Annotated in this window: 24 protein-coding genes; 6 read left to right on the forward strand and 18 right to left on the reverse strand. The window is 37.2% G+C overall.

The genetic code is table 11. The features are described 5' to 3' along the window. The first annotated feature begins 143 nt into the window (after positions 1 to 143). Positions 144 to 491, forward strand: a complete 348-nt coding sequence (locus tag V7124_RS15885; RefSeq protein ID WP_335410435.1) for a hypothetical protein — start codon at positions 144 to 146, stop codon at positions 489 to 491. Positions 492 to 572: 81 nt separating this feature from the next. Here V7124_RS15885 and V7124_RS15890 read toward each other — a convergent pair whose 3' ends face one another. From V7124_RS15890 to V7124_RS15925, 8 genes are all read right to left on the reverse strand, one after another. Continuing rightward, positions 573 to 1463 carry an acyl-ACP desaturase gene (locus tag V7124_RS15890; protein ID WP_335410436.1) on the reverse strand — a complete coding sequence of 297 codons (891 nt, stop codon included), beginning with the start codon at positions 1461 to 1463 and terminating at the stop codon, positions 573 to 575. Positions 1464 to 1675: 212 nt separating this feature from the next. Beyond that, positions 1676 to 1960: a ferredoxin family protein gene (locus V7124_RS15895; protein ID WP_335410439.1), complete on the reverse strand. Its 285-nt coding sequence runs from the start codon at positions 1958 to 1960 to the stop codon at positions 1676 to 1678. Continuing rightward, entirely contained in the window at positions 1960 to 3255 is a 1296-nt protein-coding gene (locus tag V7124_RS15900; RefSeq protein WP_335410441.1) for an FAD-dependent oxidoreductase, read from the reverse strand. Before V7124_RS15900 ends, V7124_RS15895 begins: the two co-directional genes overlap by 1 nt. Next, on the reverse strand, positions 3239 to 4279 hold the full coding sequence (locus V7124_RS15905; protein WP_335410443.1) for an electron transfer flavoprotein subunit alpha/FixB family protein: 1041 nt from the start codon (positions 4277 to 4279) through the stop codon (positions 3239 to 3241). The genes V7124_RS15900 and V7124_RS15905 overlap by 17 nt, the downstream gene beginning before the upstream one ends. Positions 4280 to 4313: 34 nt before the next feature. Next, complete coding sequence (locus V7124_RS15910) at positions 4314 to 5141, reverse strand: electron transfer flavoprotein subunit beta/FixA family protein (RefSeq protein ID WP_335490808.1); 828 nt, start codon at positions 5139 to 5141, stop codon at positions 4314 to 4316. Positions 5142 to 5650: 509 nt separating this feature from the next. After that, positions 5651 to 5893, reverse strand: a complete 243-nt coding sequence (locus V7124_RS15915) for an aspartyl-phosphate phosphatase Spo0E family protein (RefSeq protein ID WP_335410447.1) — start codon at positions 5891 to 5893, stop codon at positions 5651 to 5653. 303 nt (positions 5894 to 6196) lie between these two features. Beyond that, the gene (locus V7124_RS15920) at positions 6197 to 8491 is read right to left on the reverse strand and encodes a thiamine pyrophosphate-dependent enzyme (protein WP_335410450.1); all 2295 of its coding nucleotides are present in this window, start codon (positions 8489 to 8491) and stop codon (positions 6197 to 6199) included. After that, the gene (locus V7124_RS15925) at positions 8491 to 9504 is read right to left on the reverse strand and encodes a 2-oxoacid:acceptor oxidoreductase family protein (protein ID WP_335490812.1); all 1014 of its coding nucleotides are present in this window, start codon (positions 9502 to 9504) and stop codon (positions 8491 to 8493) included. Before V7124_RS15925 ends, V7124_RS15920 begins: the two co-directional genes overlap by 1 nt. Positions 9505 to 9797: 293 nt before the next feature. On the opposite strand from V7124_RS15925, the gene V7124_RS15930 reads away from it, so the two are divergent. After that, positions 9798 to 11549 (forward strand): B12-binding domain-containing radical SAM protein, encoded by a 1752-nt coding sequence (locus V7124_RS15930; RefSeq protein WP_335490817.1) that lies wholly within the window; start codon positions 9798 to 9800, stop codon positions 11547 to 11549. Positions 11550 to 11571: 22 nt separating this feature from the next. On the opposite strand, the gene V7124_RS15935 is transcribed toward V7124_RS15930, so the two are convergent. Then, positions 11572 to 11733 (reverse strand): hypothetical protein, encoded by a 162-nt coding sequence (locus tag V7124_RS15935; RefSeq protein WP_335410458.1) that lies wholly within the window; start codon positions 11731 to 11733, stop codon positions 11572 to 11574. A 321-nt stretch (positions 11734 to 12054) separates the two neighbouring features. Here V7124_RS15935 and V7124_RS15940 point away from each other — a divergent pair, with 321 nt between their 5' ends. Continuing rightward, a complete protein-coding gene (locus tag V7124_RS15940) occupies positions 12055 to 12405 on the forward strand; it encodes a DUF3905 domain-containing protein (RefSeq protein WP_420489495.1) in 351 nt (116 codons plus the stop codon). A gap of 111 nt (positions 12406 to 12516) precedes the next feature. Beyond that, a complete protein-coding gene (locus tag V7124_RS15945) occupies positions 12517 to 12714 on the forward strand; it encodes a small, acid-soluble spore protein, alpha/beta type (protein WP_192651805.1) in 198 nt (65 codons plus the stop codon). Positions 12715 to 12752: 38 nt separating this feature from the next. Here the strand turns inward: V7124_RS15945 and V7124_RS15950 are convergent, their stop codons facing one another. The 5 genes from V7124_RS15950 to V7124_RS15970 form a co-directional block, all read right to left on the reverse strand. Then, positions 12753 to 13790, reverse strand: coding sequence for an anti-sigma factor domain-containing protein (locus V7124_RS15950; RefSeq protein ID WP_335410463.1), 1038 nt, complete (start codon positions 13788 to 13790; stop codon positions 12753 to 12755). Continuing rightward, positions 13787 to 14533, reverse strand: a complete 747-nt coding sequence (gene sigI, locus V7124_RS15955; protein ID WP_335410466.1) for an RNA polymerase sigma factor SigI — start codon at positions 14531 to 14533, stop codon at positions 13787 to 13789. The genes V7124_RS15950 and sigI overlap by 4 nt, the downstream gene beginning before the upstream one ends. Before the next feature lie 215 nt (positions 14534 to 14748). Beyond that, positions 14749 to 15213, reverse strand: coding sequence for a hypothetical protein (locus V7124_RS15960; protein WP_335410467.1), 465 nt, complete (start codon positions 15211 to 15213; stop codon positions 14749 to 14751). Between the two features lie 100 nt (positions 15214 to 15313). Next, entirely contained in the window at positions 15314 to 16411 is a 1098-nt protein-coding gene (locus tag V7124_RS15965; protein ID WP_335410470.1) for an SDR family oxidoreductase, read from the reverse strand. A gap of 136 nt (positions 16412 to 16547) precedes the next feature. Beyond that, positions 16548 to 18128 (reverse strand): peptide chain release factor 3, encoded by a 1581-nt coding sequence (locus V7124_RS15970; protein ID WP_335410472.1) that lies wholly within the window; start codon positions 18126 to 18128, stop codon positions 16548 to 16550. 374 nt (positions 18129 to 18502) lie between these two features. On the opposite strand from V7124_RS15970, the gene V7124_RS15975 reads away from it, so the two are divergent. Next, a complete protein-coding gene (locus V7124_RS15975; RefSeq protein ID WP_335410473.1) occupies positions 18503 to 20248 on the forward strand; it encodes an AAA family ATPase in 1746 nt (581 codons plus the stop codon). Between the two features lie 14 nt (positions 20249 to 20262). Continuing rightward, positions 20263 to 20682 (forward strand): YkvA family protein, encoded by a 420-nt coding sequence (locus tag V7124_RS15980; protein ID WP_335410475.1) that lies wholly within the window; start codon positions 20263 to 20265, stop codon positions 20680 to 20682. 147 nt (positions 20683 to 20829) lie between these two features. Here V7124_RS15980 and V7124_RS15985 read toward each other — a convergent pair whose 3' ends face one another. The 4 genes from V7124_RS15985 to V7124_RS16000 form a co-directional block, all read right to left on the reverse strand. Further along, positions 20830 to 20970 carry a YjcZ family sporulation protein gene (locus V7124_RS15985; RefSeq protein WP_335410476.1) on the reverse strand — a complete coding sequence of 47 codons (141 nt, stop codon included), beginning with the start codon at positions 20968 to 20970 and terminating at the stop codon, positions 20830 to 20832. Between the two features lie 33 nt (positions 20971 to 21003). Beyond that, positions 21004 to 21096, reverse strand: a complete 93-nt coding sequence (locus V7124_RS15990; RefSeq protein ID WP_335410478.1) for a YjcZ family sporulation protein — start codon at positions 21094 to 21096, stop codon at positions 21004 to 21006. A gap of 130 nt (positions 21097 to 21226) precedes the next feature. Next, positions 21227 to 21649: a CotY/CotZ family spore coat protein gene (locus tag V7124_RS15995; RefSeq protein ID WP_335410480.1), complete on the reverse strand. Its 423-nt coding sequence runs from the start codon at positions 21647 to 21649 to the stop codon at positions 21227 to 21229. Between the two features lie 22 nt (positions 21650 to 21671). Next, positions 21672 to 22892, reverse strand: coding sequence for an ATP-grasp domain-containing protein (locus V7124_RS16000; protein ID WP_335410482.1), 1221 nt, complete (start codon positions 22890 to 22892; stop codon positions 21672 to 21674). Between the last annotated feature and the right edge of the window lie 22 nt (positions 22893 to 22914).

The raw sequence follows: 22914 nt of genomic DNA on the forward strand, positions 1-22914 counted from the left end.
AAAGCGAAGTGCCTGGAGCACAAATCAACAAACTTATTTTAAGAAATGATTTGTAAAATTTTCGAAAAATTTTAACAATCTTGTTAAAAAAACCTTGAAAACTATCATATAATATAGATACAACTACAAAGGAGGATTAAATCATGAAAACCCCTAATTATCATGACTTCTATCAAAAGACATTAATTCCAATTGGTTTTAATGACCTGTTAGTACTTAACGAATTCGAATCTTATGACATTGATTCACCCTCTACCCATTGGCTTATTGCAGTTGAAGGAGAGCAGTTATCACAGCCAAAGATTTACTATCATTGGAAAGTAAGTATTTATCCATCTAATTGTGAAGGTGATTTTAATTGGAAGAAACCATTCTATTGCACTCCAAGTATGGTATCGATGGACAATGCGCATGATATCGCCTGTTCTTTTGTTTCATTAAGCCAACAAGACCAACTTTCCACAATAAAAGTTCAAGAGAAAATATCTTAGTCCGAAAAAATATTCCCCTTTTGCTTTTCCTTCTTTTTACCCCCACTTGTGAAAAAACCTACATATAGTAAAAAACCTATTCTATTTATTTTTATAAAAACGATCTCTGACCCTTTTCAATCGGGCGTGATAATTGAGGATGTCCAGTCTAGCTTTTTCTGCTTCTGGTGCAATCGGCCGTAATGTTTCAAGTTCCCAATAGTTAACAATAACATCTAACACTTGATCAAAATATTCCAATGGACCATAGTTTGCCTCTTTTGCAATGATCGACATACGATCCTCAAAGTCAGGCATCACTGTACCAGGCATTTGGAAATTCTTAATAACATGTCCTAAATGATAACAGTAGTTAGGTTCCAATTGGAGATGAAATTTAATGACGTCTCGATAAAAAGCATAATGTAGCGTTTCATCTTTTGCTAACCGGTGAAGCAGACTAGCTAAATCCTTATCATGTGGACCAGCTGTTTTTGCAACGTTATTATAAAAGACCATCGTTGCCAATTCTTGCAATGAGGTATAAACCATGGTTTCAAATGGCGTATGATAATCCGGATTCCAGCCATTCTCAACCGTTTGCTTGTGTAATTGATGTAGTCGCTTCGGATCTACATTACGTGTAAGTAAAAGATACGTTTCAAGCAGGTTAGAATGCTGGTCTTCTTCTGAAGTCCATGTATGGACAAAATCCTTAATAACCGTTAAAGAGCCCTTAAATGTTTGATCTAAATGAGATGTAAACCACGGCAAGTTCACTTCGGTTAACAGCGCCGTTTCAACTGCAGTAATAATGGGAGCAGGCAGTGTGACCTGGCTTTCTTCCCAAGGAACGCGTCGGAAATCCACTCCCTTATCCCAAGGTAAGAAATCATGATAACCCCAATCAATTTTTTCAGATCGCTTTTTATGCTCTTCATATAAGTCTATTAGTTTAGGCTCCAATCTAAAGTCCAAATCATTTGTTAACATCATTATCCCCCATTGTTGTGAAATTCGGTTTTGTTCTATGAATTATTTTATATCAGATATTAGTACCTGATACCATATAATTATACACAAATATTCTGAATTTAACTAACAAAAGGATTATGGAAAAAAATAGCACACCCCATGCATGGGGTGCACTACTACTATAAAACAAAGTACAAAACTAACATGTTTTAATCTAGAACCTCAAGAGCTTAGGCTAATCTAAAGACAATTCCATGTCCGCCCTTTGGATATTCCCACTTTATGTTTTGGTGCGGGCAGCCTATGCGACAGCTGCCGCATTCATGACAGCCCTCATAACCAACCTGCATCCTTAGCCCTTCCCATTTGTACACTTCAGCAGGACAGAAAATGGTACAAATTTTATCAGGGCATTTAGTTGCACAAATATCATCGTCCATTACGGTTAAGTGTGACTTTGTATCAGCTTTAAAACGAAGAAGATACTGTTTTTCTTCGATATTCTTAGTTGACATTATTTCACCGCCTTCCAAGCACGATAGATATCTTGAATAACCTTAATCGTTCCTCTTTCTGCTGTTACACTCTTCATAATTTCCTTTTGCTTCTCACGCTTCGGAGTTCCATCGACTGTAAAGAATTTACTCATGGCTTTGTTCATCATCGGCACATATTCTTTAAAGTATTGTGGGTACTTCTCAAAGGTGTGGGCGGCATCTTTATATTTCTCTAAATCTTTGATTATGAAGCTATCATAAAGCTTTTGACGATAAAGATTTAAACTAGATTCGGAATAGTCTCCGCGGGATTTCGCCTCAATAACAGTTTCAGCGGCAAGCTTACCAGAGTGCATCGCCATGTTCGAACCTTCACGATGAATAGCGTTAACAAGCTGTGCAGCATCACCGATAACCACTACACCGTTTCCAGCTACTTTCGGCACTGAACGATAACCTCCCTCTGGAATGAGGTGAGCCAGGTATTCTGCAGATTCTCCGCCAGCCAGCATCGGTTTAACCATTGGATGTGTTTTTAAATAATCAAGCAAATCATATGGCTTCATTTTTGATTTGATCATACTTGATAAAGTGGTACCGACTCCAATGTTTAAACTATCCTTATTCGTATATAAAAACGCAGTTCCTAGATTTCCCTTTGTTGAATCGCCAAATATCTCAATGGTACACCCTTGATTATCTTCCAAGTTAAAGCGGTCATTAATTTTTTCCTTTGGCAAATTAATAACTTCCATAACTGTTAGCGCCACTTCATCCGGACGGAATTCCTTATGGAAACCTAGCTGTTTGGAGAGCAAAGAGTTAACTCCATCCGCAAGAACCACGACATCAGCATAAACTTCTCCATTTGGCCGGTCAGTTCGAACACCAATTACCTTTCCATTTTCAACAATACACTCCGTTACAACCGTTTCATTGATTAGAAGCGCACCTGCTTCAACCGCCTTTTTCGCAAACCATTGATCGAATTGTGCTCTTAAAACGGTAAAATTATTATAGGGCTCAACTCCCCATTCAAGGCCCTTGTAACCAAATTGTACGACTGATTCCGTATCCATCATCCAAAAACGCTGTTCAATAACCGGCCTTTCCAGAGGAGCTTCCTTCCAAAACTCTGGAATTAAATCTTCCATTTGCTTTCGATATAGGACCCCGCCCATAACGTTTTTGCTGCCTGGATATTCTCCTCTTTCAATAAGCAATACGTTTAAGCCGTTTCGGGCACAAACAAGTGCACAAGATGTTCCTGCTGGACCTGCCCCAACAACAATCACATCAAACTTTTCTGGCATAGCTCATTTCACCGCCTTTTTGATTTCGTAGCTGTTTAAATTGCTCGATTAATTTAGGTACAATTTCCAATGCGTCTCCTACAATTCCATAAGTGGCTACATCAAATATCGGTGCGTTTGGATCTTTATTAATAGCGATGATTAAATCTGAATTTTTCATACCAACCACATGCTGAATAGCGCCGGATAGGGCAATGGCAAAATATATTTTTGGGGTTACCGTTTCGCCAGTCTGACCTATTTGCAGCTCATGCGGTAACCAGCCTGCTTCAACCACATCCCTAGTTCCGCCAACCGTTGCACCAATTGTATCTGCCAGTTCATAAAGTATCTGGAAGTTTTGAATATCCCCCATTCCCTTACCACCACAGATAATTACATGAGCATCAGCTAAATTCGCCTTTTTTGTTACGTCATTCACAATTTGCAGCACTTTTGTGCGCATATCTTCTTCTTTAAGGGTAATGCTTTCCTCAATAATTTTACCTGTTCTACCCGTATCTGGCTCAAGTGCCTTCATGACTTTTGGTCTTACAGTCGCCATTTGGGGGCGATGCTTTTTACAAAGAATCGTAGCCATAATATTACCGCCAAAAGCAGGACGGCTAGCTTCAAGTAACCGGTTATCTACATCAACATCAAGCATGGTTGTATCAGCTGTCAAACCTGTAACTAAATCAGTTGCTACAGCACTAGCCAAATCTTTTCCATTTGGAGTTGCTCCGTAGAGAATAATTTCAGGCTTGTATTTTGGAACTAGTTGCATAACACCCCTCATGTAGGATTCTGTCCGATACTCTTTCAAAACCGGATGATCAATAAGGTATACTTCATCTGCACCATAAGCGATTACTTGGTTGGCTAATGGTTTTATTCCACTCCCGAGTAAAAATCCCGCTAATGGTACTTGTAATTTGTCAGCAAGCTTTCGACCTGCTCCTAACAGTTCGAGTGAAACACCTTCAATTTTACCGCCATTTTGTTCAATGAATATCCAGACACCACGGTAATCATCAAGATTCATGTAAACCCCTCCTTCGCATCAAAAGAAATAATCTTTATTGTTTAGATGATTGTAATGTTAATACGTCTTTTTGCTCCAGTAAGATATCCATGAGTTGTTTAACTTGCTCATCAGCAGGACCCTCGATTTTCTTCCCGCCTTCTGGACGTGGTGGAGTAAACATTTTTCCAACAATCGTTGGCGAACCTTTTAGCCCGAGCTGAGCCCGATCAACATTTTCCAGATCACTAACTGCCCAGATGACTGGCTCATATCTAGCTGCTTTAATCATATTTGGCATTGGAGAGTATTCAATCTGATTCACTTCTTTTTCAACGGTCAACAAGCATGGCAATTCCGCCTGAATTAATTCATATCCATTTGATAGCTTTCGTTTGATTAACACCGTTTTTTCATCTAAGTTAACCTCAGTTACTTCAATTACATTTGTAATAGGCGGTATATCCATTCTTCTGGCAATACCAGGACCCACCTGTCCAGTGTCTCCATCAATTGCATGCTTGCCGCAAATTACCATATCAACAGGAAGTTCCTTGTTGATTCTCTCTAATGCTTTGGATAGGGCATAACTAGTTGCTAGTGTATCTGCCCCTGCAAAGGCTCGGTCTGTTATCAAATAGCCTTGATCTGCCCCAATTTCAACAGCTTTTTTAATAACTGCAGTTGCCTGCGGTGGTCCCATTGACAAAACCGAGATCGTACCGCCAGTCTTTTCTCTAATGCTTACAGCTTCTTGAACAGCATGGGCATCATAAGGATTTAAAATGGCTGGTGCGCTACGGCGGTCGAGTGTGTTTGTTTTGGGATTAATTTTAATTATCTTTGTATCTGGTACTTGTTTGACACATACGACAATGTGCATGTAGGAATTACCCTCCCCCATATTTGCTATGTTTTTTGAAAGCGTTTGCTTCCTTTGGTTATAAAAAATGCCATATTACGATATATGAATCGCAACACAAGCATAGTACCAAACAATGGTTGGTTTTTTTTCAGTTGATAAATTTACATAGTTGAGGAGAATCTAGAAGTATAAGGTAAGTTGATTTTCATGATGTTAGTGAAATGCTTAACAATACAGCTAAATTAAATATAAGGAAAATTCATATATAAACAAATGATAAAAATCACAGTTTCTGTCTAATTTTGTATTTAATTTACTGTTTACTATTCATAGAAATGAAAGTTGAGGTTACTTTGGTGGACGTTTTGTGGGAAGTGTTTGGAAACTGGTTTTCATATTGCGCCTGAAGGCCTTCTTGTTGCCATTTTTATAGTTGTCCAAAAATCGGCAAAACTAAGGCCTTCTTGCAAGCACCTTAATAGGTGCAATTGAAATCTTATCGTATTGGTTTTCATAATTGATACTTTTCAAACAAAAACCTTTGGCCAAACCATTACCATTTGATTAAATGCAAACCGCACTTCTTCATTTGGTTGAGAGAACTGCCTGGAGGCTTTTTGATATTCGTTTATTAAAACATCAAGCTCCTGGCTATATTTAATTGTCTCTTCACTTGTAAAACCTTTTGAATTCGCACAATTAATCATCAGTGCACGTTTAATTTTTATCGCATCAAGCATCTCAGAAGGGTTGTTACCATCCGTGTACAATTTTCTCCACCTACTCCTTACTCTTTTACACTAAATTGCTAAATAATTTGTTTACTTGATGAATTATGACAAGATTTAAAGTAAAAGTAAACACTTTCGCAAAAGTAGACAAAACAAGCATTTTGCGGCAAATTTCGACAATTTCCTCGTGAGTTTTTTTGTACTTTCGACAGTTCTTTTAGGCACCCAACAATCATTTTGGTAAGTATTTTTCACTAAAATTTTCGTAAAGTTTTGTTGTTCTTTTATCCTATGAAAAAATAAAAAGGTAAAGCGGAAATTTCCTGCTCTACCTTTCTACTGTTAAAGGAACGGATTTTCATTCTTTGCTTTAAGACGTTGCCATCTCTTTTCAACTTCAGCTTCAAATTCTTCTAAAATAGATTTATTCTCTTCTTTTAATAGATGTTTTGTTTTACCCATATACTTAAGCCATTCAGAAATAGGAACACGTTTGTTTTTATCCTCTGGGTTGTAAGTAATGCTCGTAACACCTTGTTCCACCTCATACAACGGGAAGAAACATGAATTTACAGCTTGCTCCAAAATAGTTGCACCGTAACGGTCTTCAGATTTCCAGTTTAGTGGACATGTGATCAAAATCTTACCATAAACTGTTCCTACATTTTGTGCGTACCATTGTGCTTTCGCACCCTTTTTAACTAAATCTTGAGGGTGGCTTTCCGCACCTGTAAATACGTAAGGAATATTGGTTGCCGCCATAATTTGTGCAGTATCTTTATGATGGAATCCTTTTCCTTTTTGGGCTTTTCCAACTCCTGATGTGCTTGTCATATGCCCAATCGGTGTGGAATAAGACATTTGAGAGCCTGTATTCATATATCCTTCATTATCATATTCAAGCATAATCAGCTTATGTCCACGTAGGGCTGTTCCGATGGCAGATCCCATTCCAATGTCCATACCGCCATCTCCGGTAATCATGACAAACGTTGCGTCATCGGAAACTTCAATTTCGCCACGGCGCTTTAATTCTAAAAATGCTTCAAGTGTACCTGATAATGTTGCAGCACCATTTTGGAACAAGTTATGAATCATCGTTTGTTTATGAGAACTATGCGGGTAAGAAGTTGTTGTTACATATGCACAACCCGTTTGGAATAATGTGACGATATCACCTTCTATTCCTTTAAAGAACAATTCTAGACCTGCAAAGATACCACAGCCTGGACATGCTCCGTGTCCAGAAGCAATCCGCTTCGGTTTAGCAGTAAGCGCACGGAGCGGCGGTATTTTTACCTTAAGTTTATTTGTCACTTCATCCATTTTCACATCGATTAAACCAGAATTATATACATCACCATGCTGTGGTGTAATCACTGGTTTAAGAACTTTTTCAGGATTACCCGGTACATGACCATAGTAATCAAATGGTTTTTCAGCAAAACCTTTATCCATTGCTTCAATCGTCATTTCGAAAAACTTCTCGGCATCACTTGCGTAGAAATCCTTGCCTCCAAGTCCAAATACACGGCTGAGTACGATCGTTTGATTATCGCGGTCTTCTTGAAGGGCAGATTTCACTTCATGTGTTAAATTCGGTCCATTTGCACCATAAGAATCAGCGCGTTCACCAACTAATAATGCTTTAACGTTTTTAAGTGCTTTGCGGATTTCCTTTGCAGGGAAAGGACGAATAATATTTGGGCTAATTATTCCTGCCTTAATTCCTTGGGCACGTAATTGATCAACAACATCCTTCGCTGATTCGGCAGCGGAGTTTAATAAAAATAATGCTACATCCGCATCTTCCATTTTATATAAATCAAGAACTGGATATTCACGTCCTGAAATTTTTGCGTATTCGGCGGCTACCTCTTTAAAGACTTCACCTGCAGCATAAATGGCTTCAGATTGTTGGAAATGGTTATTGATTAGATCGTCCCCATTCATATGTGCACCGATCGTTACTGGTTTCTTTGGATCTCTAGCAAAATTATAATCAGTCGGGCACTCTCCAACAAATTTTTGAACTACCTTCCGATCCTTAAAGTATTCCACTCGACGCTTCTGATGAGAAGTGAAGAATCCATCGTAAGCCACTATAACTGGTAAACGGACCTTAGAATGCTCAGCAATTTTAAGCGCCATTATATTCATATCATAGACTGCCTGAGGTGTTCTTGCAGTTAAGATGACCCAGCCTGTATTTAAAGCATAATAAAGGTCAGAGTGATCGCCCCTAATATCCAGTGGTCCACTAACTGCACGCGTTACCAGGTTCATTACCATTGGAAAACGAGTTCCAGCTTGAACTGGAAGCTGCTCAATCATATAAAGCAGACCATTTGCACTTGTTGCATTGAAAACTCTGGCACCAGTTGCAGCAGCACCATAGCAAATACCCGCAGATCCATGCTCGCCATCCGCTGGAATTAACTTAATATCATGCTCGCCACGGGCTTTCATTTGATCTAAAAATTGGGCAACTTCAGTAGAAGGTGTAATAGGGAAATAGCCCATAATATGATAATTGATTTGTGCTGCTGCCATCGCAGCCATTTCATTTCCTGATTCAAAGGTTGACAGCTGTTCAGCAACAGCTGTTTTTGTTATTTGATCTTCTAACATTGCCATTATGAAATCCCCCCTGCAAGATACGGAAAGTTCTGTTTTACACGGTTAGCTTCAGCATAGTCAATCATTTCACGGAGATCGCCTAACGCATCAGTCGGACAAGACTCCACACATTTTAAACAGCCCTTACAATATTGGTAATCAATCCCTTTAAGGAACATTTGCTTTCTGCCCTTTTTATCTTCGCCAGCTTCCCATACGAAACAATAATCAGGACAGACATTATCACATGCAGCACAGTGGATACATTTTTCCTGCTGGAACTGTGGAAGAAATCCTTGTCTAGACCCACTTAAATCCTTTAAAATACTATTTGCCTGTGCGGTCATTACTCCGCCCATTTCTTGAGTCATGTACCCTAATTGCGGCAGTGGCCGACTGAAACTTTTGCCTTCTGCACCTTCAGGGACTGCATAGGTTTTAAATTGTACTTCATTATATCCGCGATCGAATGTGCGGATATTAGGTTCTACGAGGTGCGGATATTTTTTTTCAAATGTTTTTCTTATGACTTTCCGCATTGAATCCGGGTCCAAGAAGTCACAAATACGATATAACGCACCTAACATCGCTGTGTTTACCTTTGTTTTTTCCTCAACTGCAATCGTCAACGCATCTACAATAGCAAGTTTACCGTATTCTAATTTTAAATCCCGTCTAACTTCATCAAATTCTCTAGCTGTATTTACAAGTGCGATGCCATCAGCATTTAGTCCGCTGACTACATCAACCGTTTTATAAAGTGCTTCATGAAAAACTGCAACAATATGTGGTTGTTCAATTGGGCTATGATCTCTTATTTCAACATCTGGGTCACAATAGCGGATAAAGCTTTTAACAGGTGACCCTTTCTTTTCAGAGCCATATGATGAAAAGTTAGATCCATTCAGACCTAGACCTAATACTCCGGCTTCTGCCAGCATTTTTCCAGCCAAGTTCGCTCCAAGACCCCCAATTGATTCCAGGCGAATCTCAAAGAACCCCAGCTCATTTTTATTCGGTAAAATTGACATAGTGTCCTCCCCTTCTTGTTCAAAAGACAGAAAATACATAAAATAATAAATTCCCCTAATTCATTGTAGGACAATATATTTAATTACGCTGTGATAAAAATCAAACATATCCAAAAAAATTCCTATAACACCTTTTTAAATCCTGAAAAAAACGTTCATTTGTATGTATTCTTCTCTGTATAACAGAAATGATTCTGTAATACAACAGCCACCGATAATGTTCAGGTTTACCTTTTATCCAAAAGTGGGATATAATATAATATTGTTTCTTAATTTGTTAAAGGAGTTTTAATATGAACGTTATTTGCTGTACATTAAACGCTAAATATATACATACAAACCTTGCAATTCGTTACTTAAAGGCTTATGCGGCGCCTGAATTTAACATACAATTAAAAGAATATACGATAAAGGATCCAGTCATAAACATCGTCTCAGACCTTTATCAACAAAAACCAAATATCATTGGCTTTAGTTGTTATATCTGGAACATTGAAGAAACCATTAAGGTTGTCAATATGCTTAAAAAAGTAGACCCAGCTATTCAGATTGTATTTGGCGGTCCGGAAGTAACCTATGATACGATTGAATGGATGGAAAAAACTCCAAATGTTGACTTTATTGTAATGGGTGAAGGCGAATATTCCTTTAAACAATTGCTTACCGAAATGAGCGGGGATTGTAACTACAATCATGTCCACGGAATTGCATACCGTAAGCATGGTCAAGTAAAAATCACCCCACAAATGAATAAACTCGACCTCAAGGAACTCCCATCCCCTTATCGCTTTTCCGAAGATAAGGCTCATTTAGGCAAGCGTGTTACCTATATCGAAACAAGCAGAGGTTGTCCATTTAGCTGTCAATTTTGTCTTTCCTCCATTGAAGTTGGGGTCCGTTATTTTGACAGAGAAAAAATCAAGGATGATATTCGTTATTTAATGGCAAATGGCGCCAAAACCATAAAATTTGTTGACCGGACCTTTAACATTAGCAGAAGCTATGCAATGGAAATGTTCCGTTTTCTCATTGATGAACACCTTCCAGGGACAGTTTTTCAATTTGAAATTACCGCTGATATCATGAGACCCGAGGTTATTGAATTTTTGAATAATGAAGCTCCGAAGGGCTTATTCCGCTTCGAAATAGGGGTACAATCAACAAATGATTATACAAATGAGCTTGTCATGCGCAAACAAAATTTTGATAAATTGACGAGAACAGTAACGCTGGTGAAGGATGGCGGAAAAATTGACCAGCACCTAGATTTAATCGCTGGTTTGCCTGAGGAAAATTACGCATCGTTTCGTAAAACGTTTAATGATGTTTTTGAACTTCGCCCCGAAGAACTACAGCTCGGGTTTTTAAAAATGCTACGAGGCACGGGTCTAAGACTTCGTGCTGCTGAACATGAATATGTATATATGGATCATTCCCCATATGAAATTTTAAGTAATAATGTCTTGCCCTTTGATGATATTCTTAGAATCAAACAAGTGGAAGATGTATTAGAAAAATATTGGAATGATCATCGGATGAATCATACAATTGAGTATTTAGTAACAAGGGTGTTTCCATCCCCTTTTGATTTTTTCCAAGAGTTCGGTACCTTTTGGGACGATATGGGCTGGTCGAGAATTGGTCACCAATTAGAGGATTTATTCCGTAGATTATTCAGCTTTCTTGAAAATCGAGCAGTAAATGACCTTGATATCATCACCTCACTAATGAAATATGATTATTTAATTAACCACAAATATAAACCAAGGAAGCCTTGGTGGGAGCAAAGCACGAATAAACAGACTAGGGTTGGTATTTATAAACAAATTATCGAAAACCCATTGCTATTGGGACAAGATTTTTTGAATTTAGGTCTTGATGAAAAGGATATATATAAGCACACAATGATTGAAGAACTAAATTTCGATCTTGCTGTTTACTTAGAAACTGGACTAATTGATAACAAGCTCTGTTATTTAGTAGCATATTTTGACCCTGGAAACAAAGGGACACTAATCTATTCATTTACTGGAAGTAAAAAATAGCCGGCTAAGAGCCGGCTATTTTTTAACTTCTTCCTTTTTTCCCTTGCTTCGAATTGCGGTTTGCAAATCTAATGGCGTTATTATTATCAGTGAATTCTGCTGAAAATTCACTTTCTTGAACATTTTTATGGGGTGTTTTTGAATATTTCTCTACTGCATTGTATTCTGCTTTTCGTTTAGCCATTTTCTTTCCCTCCTATATTGATGTTGGCTGTTTTCGTAACGATTGTAGTTAAAGTCTTAAAGCCGACTTTAACGTGGCAATAATAATTTTTTTGACTTTGAATATAGTTTGCAAGCTCTTTTCTTATCGAATTTTTGCTGTTTTCTGCGAAAATACAGCAAAAATATAAATTTTATTACCTGAAAGCAACAAAGTTTAAGAAAAGAGCCTTGATGTTACATGATTAGTTTTCTTCAAAAGATGGGATTCAATCACTTCCTTATTTTTCATAAATAAATTTGTTCATCCAGTGAAAAATAAGAAAAAATAGGAGTGAGAGATTTGAAAAAAAAAGATAATCCATCACCTAATAAACTAAGTCTTAATGAGACATTGCCTCACCAGATCAATGCGCCAAGTTTCGAGGGTACAGGAATTAAAATGCAGCCTCCCTTCAAAAACCAACACGGTGTAGTCATAGGGGATAGTAAATATGTTTCACCTAATTCTCCATTGGAAAATTGGACAGAAAACACTGACCCAGAAATTATGGCTGGAGATGAATGGGTTCACCCTACAAATGACATCGGTTGGAATACAGCAGAAAATCGTGAATTACTTGAGAGTAAGAAGAAACCCCAAGCATATCCTTTTATGCACCCAGATAAAGATGTGAGTAAGGGCAGTGATTAAATATCCAAATCCGCAAAACATTACCACTTATGAAAAAAAAGATTTTAATCATACTACTAGTACAGAGATTGTAGGATCATTCTCTGTATTGAAATAAAGGAGTTGAAAAAAATGGCTAATAGCAGCAATAAATTATTAGTACCTGGCATAGAGCAATACCTTGATCAAGTGAAATATGAAATTGCACAGGAGTTTGGTGTAAATCTTGGTTCCGATACAGTTTCACGTGCCAATGGTTCTGTTGGTGGCGAAATCACAAAACGTTTAGTAAAACAAGCTCAAGCCCAAATGTCGGGTCAACAACAATAACTAAATAACATGGAAAAAGTCCGGCATATTTGCCGGACTTATTTATTACGATGTTTTTCTTGATTATTCGCTTTGTTTTTCTCATTTGACTTATTATCTTGACGATTATTATATTTTTCAGGACGGTTCTGCTTTTCATTATTCTTGTTGTTGTTTGATTGATTTGCTGCCTGATTTCCTTTGTCCTGTCCGTTTCCATTCGCATTTATATTCTTATTTTCGTTTGTATTATTCTGATGATTATCATTCTGTTCCATTTGTATTTGTGCGTTTTGGTTGTTGTTACTTTCCGAAACATTACTTTCATCTAGTTTCTTTTCCTGACCTGGAGGCAGGGTTGATGGTAATGTTGATTGTTGAGGGGAAGTACTTTTCTCTTTTGATTTTAATTTCTCTTTGCTTTTCGCTGTATAATTTTTCCGTTGATGATAAACCCCTACTGGTACGCCTGAGTGTTCAGCCTTTTCCAATTCCTCTTTAGTAGTAGTATATTGGTTCACTTCAACCCGCTTATCAGTAGTTTTCTTAATTTTATCGATATTTTCCTGCAGCCTAATCACTACCTCTTCCTTAAGCTGCTGTGTTTGAACGGTTGAAATAACTACAGGTTCAGCTGGTGCAAGAAGCCCTTCATCTTTTAATTCTGAGAGTATGACTGCAGTTAATTCTGCCGCGTCCTTTTTCTTCCAATCATCAAGTTGGCCTATAATTCCTTCAGCCTCTTCATTAAAACCCTTTAATTCCACAACCTGCATCTTTTTATTGAGTCCTAATTCAATACTTGTATCTGTACCAATAGCCATGTAGGCATATGCCTTATTACTTTGATACACTGATAGTATGGATCCAAAACAAACGAGCAAAACTGCAGTTGACATCCAGACGCTTTTAAGTTTAAAAAAGTTTTTGAATGGGTTTGGGTATTTACTGCTTATCGAATCCATTACCGGAAAAAAATCAATTTCTTCTCCTACCGTATAGGGTCTATTTTGTTTTCGGGCACGTAAAAATTCTCCTTCTGGGGTTAATAAAGTCAAATAAGGATCATCCACATTCATTACAATTCCTTTTCTCATGTATCTAGCACCCCCTTTAAATAATCATTTAAATATAAATAATCACTGGATAATATAAGTGCAATTGCAATTATATATTTACGGTTCCGTTCAATCGTCTTTCTGCTAACCTCAACCATTTTTTCAAGCTGCTTAATCGGAAGCCGCTTTTTTTCAAATAAAAAGTTTTTCAACTCACTATTTTCAACTAATGTTTTCGCTACAATGATAGCATTACTTCTCGCATCTGCATGCTTCGGTGAACTCACAACTAAATCACTAAAACTCAAATCAAAAGTTGTTAATAATTCTTGAAATTGAATAATTTCTTCTTTCCTTAGTTCTTCATCTGTTTTTTTCTTATATTCTTCGAATGATAGCTCATTCACGATAACCATGCCTGCAGACTCTTCTTCTAGTGAAGAGTAAGTTAAGTCGATACTCGTATGCTGATTTTTCGTTTGTTTTCGAATATAATCAATTACTCTTCTTTTGATTATTACTTCAGAAAAACTAAGCAACGAACTTCCCCTCTCCGGGGAATATTTCTCAATTGCCTCATTAAACGCAATAAGACCAATACTAAATTCATCGTCGGTTTCATAGATATATCGTTTACATACGGAAGAAACGTTTTTTGCAATAAATGGTTTATATGCATCTATTATTTCATTTAGCAGTGAGCGGTCCCCTTCTTGTATTAATAAGACCGACTCCTCTAATGTTCTTTTTTTACTTTTAGTTAAAAACAATAAACCTAGCATTGCCTCACCTCACTATAACCCAATTATACCATACGAAGGTTAAAGAGGATTTTCTGGGGGTGAATAGCTTTTATCAATACTTTTTTGTAATACTGCTTTGGCAAAAGGATTTTTAACGGCTATTTTCATTAAAGAGTTACGTCTAATTAGTACGTGTTTATGGGGGCAGAAAAAAATTTTAACAAAAAAAGCTTCAAACCATTTCTGATTCGAAGCTAAGTTGGATTTCGAGACTTCAATATCCATATTAATATGAAGCCAATCAGTAATCCGGGAATTACAAACAGCATAGGTAAAAAGACTGGCCCTGGATGAACATTGAAAATGGTAACCTTTGGCGAAATCATTAAGCCAACAGTGACCATATAAGCAGAAAAAGTAAATGGCAAATAGGAATACTTTTCAGTTGCTGGCATTGCTGTACGATATCCGTCCCACATCGAAAACATATACACACAAGGATAAAACAACAGCCATTGATAATTAATTACTTTTTCTGCTTTATCAATTTCACCTAAGAAACTGTACATGATGGCACTGTTAAAATGACTGTTTACATTCATAATAAATTCTAGGATTACAAATAAAAGACCTTTGATATACTGACCACTTAATAGCTGGCTAAACCCTGGAAAGGCAATACTCCATAATACTGCTTCTAATTTACTAAGTTTCTTCATTTTACTATCCCGCTTCTACTGTAAGTTACTTCCAGTTTAGTTTTTCCAGTAACTCCTTGAATAAACAAGAGAAGCGAAAAATATTTATATTTTTATTTTTTTATAAAATCGGTACTTGATAGTTTGGATTATTCTTTTGTTGAAGGTAAAAGGCTGTCATCGGTTTTATGCCTTCCTTAAAATCTGGACATTCAATTCCTGACCCGTTTAAATCTTTCATTGTTTGAGTACAATCAAAATGACCCATCCATGTAAAATAATCAAGTGCCTCTTTTTCTACCCCAAGATATTTCCTCATCGGTTTGAAAGAAAGAAACCATTTACCAACAGTTAATGGGAGTGTGCCTTTAGGTTGTTTGTTCATTAATTCCTTCATCATAAAACTGTAAATATCAGAGGCACGATAAGGACGTGGATCCGTTAAGTGATAGGTCTTTCCCACACCACTTTCAAAGAAACTAAGATAGGTCGTAGCCTGTATAATATAGTCAATTGGTACCAAGTTTACATATGCTTCACCTTTACCCAATTTCGGAAGAAGTGGCAGAAATTTTAACCTCTCCAAAAAATTCATTATAAAGTAGGGACCATCAAATTTAATGGTTTCACCAGTTTGCGAATGACCTTTGACAATTCCAGGACGGATAATCGTAATCGGAACTTCTTCTTTTAGCTTTTCTACCAATACTTCAGCTTCGAATTTTGTTTCCTCATAGTGATTTTTAAAGCTGGTTGGCCGAACAAGCTCTGTTTCATAGAGGGTCCCTTCACGTTCCCCGACAACATAAGCAGTACTAAAATATACATACCGTTTTACATGAGTCAGCTCTCTTACCCATTTATTTACATTATCAGTCCCATTTACATTAATTTTAAAAGCAATATCTCTTGGTACCGCTAAATCATAAATCGCTGCTAGGTGGAAGACATGGGTAACCTTTTCTTTTAATCTCTCTTGGTCATCAGCATTAATCATTAGAAATGGCACGGTAATATCTCCTTCGATAATGACAAAAGCCTTTTCCTCCAGTCCTAGTTCTGAAACAATTGCTTTTCGCTCATTCCTTGCTTTATCCATCATCCCTTTAAGAACGAGAACATAAACAACGCCATTGAAATCATTCCTTTTTAATACTTCACGAATTAATTGGTTGCAAATAAATCCCGGAAATCCTGTAAAGAAATATCCATTCTCCATTATTATCCCTCCAACCTATAGTTTGATAATCATTTGTACTAATTGTATGTTGGATCTAAAAATATAGTCAAGTTATTAGTCTGAATTTTCAGTATTTTATATTTAAAAAAATGACGGGAGGTAAATCCCGTCACTTCTATTCATCCTGATCCATCGGGTTATAAAGCTTAACATTTGGATTTTTGTCTTGGAACCAACGAAGGGCAAAATCATTTTCAAATAAAAATACATAATTTTCAAAGCGATCTTTTACAAGCAGACTTCTAGAGCTCGATAGATTTTCATCTACAACCTCTCCCTCAACCCATCTGCTTATCTTAGAACCCATATGTTCCATCAATATCTCAGAACTGTATTCATTTTTCATTCGATGCTCAAAAACTTCAAATTGTAATTGCCCAACAGCACCTAACAAATAATCATCTGTTTTTACTGTTTTATATAGCTGAATAGCACCTTCTTGAACAAGCTGCTGGATACCTTTATAAAATGACTTTTGCTTCATAACATTCTTAGCTGAAACCCTGACAAAAAGCTCTGGTGTAAATTGGGGAAGTCTTTCAAATTGATAATTATCTTTTCCAGACGTTATTGTATCACCAATTTGATAAGTACCGGTATCGTAAAGACCGATTATGTCCCCACTGACTGCCTCGTCAACCGTACTTCTTTCCTCAGCCATAAAAGAAGTGGATTGAGAGAGCTTCATTTGTTTCCCTAATCGAGGAATATTTACCGTCATTCCCCGTTCAAATTTTCCTGAACAAATCCGAACAAATGCAATCCGATCACGATGTGCAGGATTCATGTTTGCTTGAATTTTAAAGATAAAACCTGAAAACTGCTCAGCAAGTGGATTAATTTCTCCAATTGATGAATTACGTGCCATCGGAGGTGGAGCAAATTGCAGATAGGTCTCAAGAAACGTTTGAACTCCAAAAGTAGTTAATGCACTGCCAAAGAAAACAGGTATTATTTTACCATCTTTCACCTTTTCCGCAGAGAACTCATTACCAGCTTCGTTTAATAGCATAATCTCTTCAAGTGTTTGGTCATAAAGCCCAGACATTTTCAGAGGGTGCTCACCTGCAATTTCACCTTTGTCATTTAAAGGAATGAACCGATCTTCTTTACCTACTCTGAACTGTTCAATTCGATTGTAAAATCGGTCGTATATTCCAAGGAATTCTTTGCCCATACCAATTGGCCAGTTCATGGGATAGGTTTCAATTCCAAGAACCTCTTCTAATTCAGCCAGTAACTCTAGCGGTGCTTTTCCTTGACGGTCCAGTTTATTAATAAACGTGAAGATAGGGATTCCACGCATACGGCACACTTTGAATAGCTTTAATGTTTGTTCCTCAATCCCTTTAGCAGAGTCAATAATCATAACGGCACTATCTACGGCCATTAATGTACGATAGGTATCTTCACTAAAGTCCTGGTGCCCGGGAGTATCCAAAATGTTGACTCGGAAATCATTATAATCAAATTGCATAACACTGGATGTTACAGAGATTCCACGTTGCTTTTCAATTTCCATCCAGTCACTTGTCGCAAACTTACCTGTTTTTTTTGCTTTTACGGTTCCTGCGTCGCGGATTGCTCCACCAAATAATAATAATTTTTCTGTTAACGTAGTCTTCCCGGCGTCCGGGTGAGAAATTATCGCAAACGTTCTGCGCGATAATACTTCTTCTTTTAAATTGTTACCCATTTCAAATTCCTCTCTTTTGACTAAGCTCTTTTCTTAAACTTTGTTTCTTTTTAGAACAAAGATTAATGACCTTGCTAAGTTTCCGCAAAAAATAGCATATATTTAATAAGAAAAGAGCCTGCAAACTAAATTCTTAAGCGCAAAATATCTATTTCCACGTTAAAATCGGCATTAAGATTTTAACAACAATTTTTACGAAAATAGCCTTTAAAACTCAAAAAATTTTTCTCGTACCCTTAATCTTATAGTCTCGCGGTGAAATTTGCAATCCTAAAATAATCTAACTGGAAATTCATTTCCACCCATTCCCACCTCCTCTTTTGTGATTTTCCTTTTATAATAGAGTAAGACTCTGTTTAAGGAGATGAGTATACATGAATCAAAGTAAAAAAATAGTTTCAAAGATTATTCCGCTCATTGTAGCGTTACTATTATTAATCGCAGGAATTGCGTGGATTATTCAAATCACAAATAATAAAATGGAAATTCCTTTTTCTTCAGTAGAAAGTACCATTCAAAACCAAAATGGGAAATCTGTTACACTAACTGAGCATTCAGATGGCAGCCTTTATCTCGAAGCTGGTGACCATAAATACGTATCACATGTCCCCCCCAATAGCCAAATGGTTAGCAAGCTAGTTGAAAAATATAATATCAATTATTCATTTTCATCTAGCAGCCGGTATGGAAAATGGATCATGGCAGGTGTTTTAGCAGCCCTTGTTGGAGCAGCTTTTGCTCTTCAAAAAACAAAAGGCGGCTTTGGACTTTCTAACACAATGAAAAATAGTGTATCTCAGGCACGACCACTTCCATCCATTCGGTTAGAAGATGTTGGTGGAATCGGGGAAGAAATGAAGGAAGAAATCCTTCAAACCCTTACAACACTCAAAGAACCTGAAAGAGCTATTAAAATGGGGATAAAGCCCCCAAAAGGAATTCTTTTATATGGACCACCTGGTACAGGAAAAACGTTATTGGCTCAAGCGATTGCCCATGAATTAAATGCAACCTTCTTTTCTGCAAGCGGTTCTGCTTTTAATGAATTATTCGTTGGAGTTGGAGCCAGCAGGGTTCGCTCATTGTTTCAAGCTGCCAGAAAACAAAGCCCAGCTGTTATCTTTATTGATGAAGTAGATGCCTTAGCTGGTAAAAGAAAGATCCACGGCGGGGAAGAAGCTGAAAAAACATTAACAGAACTACTTGTACAGCTTGATGGTGGTCATACAAATGATGGACTACTGTTTATTGCCGCAACTAATAGAAAAGATATGCTCGATGAAGCCTTTCTAAGACCAGGAAGAATAGACTTTACTTTTCAAGTCCCACTTCCTGATACGAAAGGAAGAAGAGAAATTATCGATATTCATACACAAGCTAAATCACTTAGTGATGAAGTTTTAGCCTCTTTAGATGGATTAGCTGAAAGCACCTCCGGATTCTCAGGAGCAGAACTGCAGTCACTTTTTGAAACTGCTAGCAGGCGCGCTGTAAGAAACGGGCAAGATGTACTAACGAAGGCTGATCTTGATTATGCCCTTGACAGAACTATTTTAGGAAGTACGTCTCGGTCTTTACAAGATCTTGACACTAAGCGTCGTGTGGCCATTCATGAAGCAGGGCATGCAATCGTTGCATCGTTAACAAAACCAGGATCTGTTAGAAAAGCAACAATCATCCCACGAGGCGAGGCACTCGGATATGTGGCACCCATACCAAAAGAACTTCATTTATCTACAACAAGCGACTTGTTAGACCGTGTAGCTATGGTATTAGCTGGTGGAGTAGCCGAAAGATTACTTCTTGGCGAACATAGTATTGGCGTCAGTGGTGACGTTCAGCAAGCAAAACAAATTATCGAACAAATGGTGGATACGGGCATGCTTCAAGATGGATTTACCCTGACCTTTAACAAACAGGATAAGGAAGCAAAGATGCAAGAATTGTTTGAGAAAGGATTAGAAAAAGCAGAGATTCTGATTAAAAGTCATCATAATCAGTATCAGCAATTAGTGGATTGCCTGCTAAAGAAAGAAACACTTGAAGGCTTCGAGGTTGAAGAAATTGTTTGTGGGAAAACTCAAAATATGGGTAAACTAACAATAGGTATTCCATTCTAAAGGAAGTGTATCTAATGCTTGACCCAAAAATAGATCTTGAAACAAAGAAACATCGTAAAAAGGCAAAGGGGTACCTTGATAATCCCCAAAAAACAGAAGGCTTATTAAAGAAAGCAATCCTAAAGGCGAAAAATAACAAAGGAACATTAGGAGATGCCTGGGAAAAACTGCAATTATTTTTCGATTTAGTTCAAGCTTATTCAAAAGGAGAATATCGAAAAGTTTCACCTACTACAATCTTAATCATCATTGGGGCCATCCTATATTTTGTCTCTCCATTAGACGTTGTCCCCGATTTTCTTGTTGGGGTAGGAATACTTGATGATGCGGCAGTTATAAGCTTAACATTAAAAAAATTATCAACTGAAATTAATGAATTTAAAAAGTGGAAACAATCAGTTCCTATTCCTACAGAAAAAAGCCCTCTTGAATAAAGAGGGCTTCCGCTTTTCATTTTGTCTAGCTGCAGCGCCTAGAGGCTCGGGGTCATAAGCCAATCCGTCTTGAAGGTTAAAAACCAACCTTCCAGCCGGCTCGTCTTATGCCGGTCGCCTCTGGTCAAGGCGCTTCCGCTTTTCATTTTATCTAAAACAAGCTGCACCTACGATAATCAATAGGATAAATAAAACTACGATTAACGCGAAACCGCCGCCAAATCCGCATCCTCCGCCGTAACCATAGCCGCCAAAACCACAACCTCCACCGTAACCATAGCCATACATATTTATGACCTCCTTTTTATTCTAAATGACTTCTCAGCACCAAGAAGCCCCGATAATAATTAACAAAATGAACAATACAACAACAAGGGCGAAGCCGCTGCCAAACCCACCATGTACACCAGACATTTACATTACCTCCTTTTATTAATTCCTTATATCCTATTCAAAGCAATAAAAATGTGCGATAGACACATGTGATAATTAACCCACTTTACCAAAAAAAGAAGAAGCCCATTCTAAGAGGCTTCTAATGGTGTTAACATTTTGGATTTACTATAGGAAGAAGACGATTTACTAAACGAGGTGACAGTGGTTGTAGTGAAGTAAAACAAGAGAGGTCTACGATAACACAATTCATTGTTGTTCTTAACGAAAATAGATCACAATTATCAACAGGATAACCATCTATGTCTACCGGTTCTAAAAGAGATAAAGTTGCACAACATTTATTACTATCGATTGCTTCTAATCTAAAGTACTTGGTTATAAAAAAATCTCCATTATTTGTCCACCCCCAAGCCTCAAATTCACATTTTCCATTTGAGAGTATAAATGGGATGGTATCATAGCCAATGTCTTCACATATAAAACGAAAATCCTCAAAAGATAATTTTTTCTGTTCTTCCAAGAGTCTTTCTAGGTCCTGGCAAATACATATATTATTATTATTTTCCCCCATAATTAAACCTCCTTTCAATCCTTTAAATGGGCTGCAAGTAAAATTGAATTTGATGAGCACCATTTATAGCACATTTTTTTGCTTGATCTTTTGTATCTGCTGACGCAAGAACATACCCATACCGTTGACCCATTGATCGTGGTGGTGTGACAATCTGCCCCTGTTCTGCCTTCGTGTAAACTTCAATTACACCGACTTGTTTTTTGGCTGAATCACACCCGGATACTTTAAGTAATTCTCCAATGGAACCAACAATTAAATAATGGGTATAAACTGCATTTTCATGTTCCTTCGTAAATTTCGGTACTAAACCTGCGTATAACTTTATTGTCTGCTCTGCTAGGTTATAGCCGAATGCTTCTTCAATCATCCGATTCATAGCACCTCCTGCCATCCTCGGATTAATTTCAATCAACCTCCAGCCTTTATCTGTTAATCTCATTTCTAAATGGCAAGTACCATTTCTAAACTGGAAATCCTCCATAATCGAAAAGACAGTTTCTTTTAGCCCTGACAGGTGCTCTAATGACATCTTAGGACAGATAGAATAACCAGTAATAATAAAACGTTCACCCTTCGTTACTTCCTGTTCCACAATTGCTACAATCGTTACAGTAGAATCACATACAACCACTTCAATCAAATATTGTGGACCCTTTAAATATTCCTCTATTAATAAAGGAGAATCAGAATTTTTATGGTGAAGGTGTTTTATCGCCTTCTTGCATTCCCAAATATCTTCAACAAGTATTACATCTTTAGAACCATTTGATTGAGGTGCTTTGATGATTAAGGGAAATTGATGCTTTAATCCATTTATTTCCTCGATAATCGTGTCAGTTGCATTCAATACTCTAAAAAAAGGATTGTAACTTTTTCCTGATAAATAGTTTCTTGTTAAAATTTTATCCGTCATGATTTTCAATGGTTCTATCGTAAGAGGTGAGTTGCAGATAATATTTGTTAACGTGGCAGCCAAATACGTGTACTCATCTAAAAAGCTAATAAAACAGACAAATTTTTTCTCCTCAACAATTAGATCAGTTACCGCAGAAAATATTTCTTCTGTATCTGACATGTTTATTAGCCTTACGTCATCTATTTCTTGAAAACACTCCCTTTCCTCTAGAAAAATAGTTCGATTTGTTAGGAGAATTGTCTCGTAACCTAACCTTTTTGCTGCTTTAATTCCTTCATAGCTTGATCCTGATTTGTTGGTACCTAAAAAAACAATAGATTTCATCAATTGCACCCACCAAAGATTT

This window comes from Neobacillus niacini, from assembly GCF_036961885.1.
Lineage (GTDB): Bacteria > Bacillota > Bacilli > Bacillales > Cytobacillaceae > Neobacillus > Neobacillus niacini_H.

Excerpts from the sequence above, each read along its gene's own strand:
- V7124_RS15885 (WP_335410435.1), top strand. The coding sequence starts at position 144 with ATGAAAACCCCTAATTATCATGACTTCTATCAAAAGACATTAATTCCA.
- V7124_RS15890 (WP_335410436.1), bottom strand. The coding sequence starts at position 1,463 with ATGTTAACAAATGATTTGGACTTTAGATTGGAGCCTAAACTAATAGAC.
- V7124_RS15895 (WP_335410439.1), bottom strand. The coding sequence starts at position 1,960 with ATGTCAACTAAGAATATCGAAGAAAAACAGTATCTTCTTCGTTTTAAA.
- V7124_RS15900 (WP_335410441.1), bottom strand. The coding sequence starts at position 3,255 with ATGCCAGAAAAGTTTGATGTGATTGTTGTTGGGGCAGGTCCAGCAGGA.
- V7124_RS15905 (WP_335410443.1), bottom strand. The coding sequence starts at position 4,279 with ATGAATCTTGATGATTACCGTGGTGTCTGGATATTCATTGAACAAAAT.
- V7124_RS15910 (WP_335490808.1), bottom strand. The coding sequence starts at position 5,141 with ATGCACATTGTCGTATGTGTCAAACAAGTACCAGATACAAAGATAATT.
- V7124_RS15920 (WP_335410450.1), bottom strand. The coding sequence starts at position 8,491 with ATGGCAATGTTAGAAGATCAAATAACAAAAACAGCTGTTGCTGAACAG.
- V7124_RS15925 (WP_335490812.1), bottom strand. The coding sequence starts at position 9,504 with ATGTCAATTTTACCGAATAAAAATGAGCTGGGGTTCTTTGAGATTCGC.
- V7124_RS15930 (WP_335490817.1), top strand. The coding sequence starts at position 9,798 with ATGAACGTTATTTGCTGTACATTAAACGCTAAATATATACATACAAAC.
- V7124_RS15935 (WP_335410458.1), bottom strand. The coding sequence starts at position 11,733 with ATGGCTAAACGAAAAGCAGAATACAATGCAGTAGAGAAATATTCAAAA.
- V7124_RS15945 (WP_192651805.1), top strand. The coding sequence starts at position 12,517 with ATGGCTAATAGCAGCAATAAATTATTAGTACCTGGCATAGAGCAATAC.
- V7124_RS15950 (WP_335410463.1), bottom strand. The coding sequence starts at position 13,790 with ATGAGAAAAGGAATTGTAATGAATGTGGATGATCCTTATTTGACTTTA.
- sigI (WP_335410466.1), bottom strand. The coding sequence starts at position 14,533 with ATGCTAGGTTTATTGTTTTTAACTAAAAGTAAAAAAAGAACATTAGAG.
- V7124_RS15960 (WP_335410467.1), bottom strand. The coding sequence starts at position 15,213 with ATGAAGAAACTTAGTAAATTAGAAGCAGTATTATGGAGTATTGCCTTT.
- V7124_RS15965 (WP_335410470.1), bottom strand. The coding sequence starts at position 16,411 with ATGGAGAATGGATATTTCTTTACAGGATTTCCGGGATTTATTTGCAAC.
- V7124_RS15970 (WP_335410472.1), bottom strand. The coding sequence starts at position 18,128 with ATGGGTAACAATTTAAAAGAAGAAGTATTATCGCGCAGAACGTTTGCG.
- V7124_RS15975 (WP_335410473.1), top strand. The coding sequence starts at position 18,503 with ATGAATCAAAGTAAAAAAATAGTTTCAAAGATTATTCCGCTCATTGTA.
- V7124_RS15980 (WP_335410475.1), top strand. The coding sequence starts at position 20,263 with ATGCTTGACCCAAAAATAGATCTTGAAACAAAGAAACATCGTAAAAAG.
- V7124_RS15985 (WP_335410476.1), bottom strand. The coding sequence starts at position 20,970 with ATGTATGGCTATGGTTACGGTGGAGGTTGTGGTTTTGGCGGCTATGGT.
- V7124_RS15990 (WP_335410478.1), bottom strand. The coding sequence starts at position 21,096 with ATGTCTGGTGTACATGGTGGGTTTGGCAGCGGCTTCGCCCTTGTTGTT.
- V7124_RS15995 (WP_335410480.1), bottom strand. The coding sequence starts at position 21,649 with ATGGGGGAAAATAATAATAATATATGTATTTGCCAGGACCTAGAAAGA.
- V7124_RS16000 (WP_335410482.1), bottom strand. The coding sequence starts at position 22,892 with ATGAAATCTATTGTTTTTTTAGGTACCAACAAATCAGGATCAAGCTAT.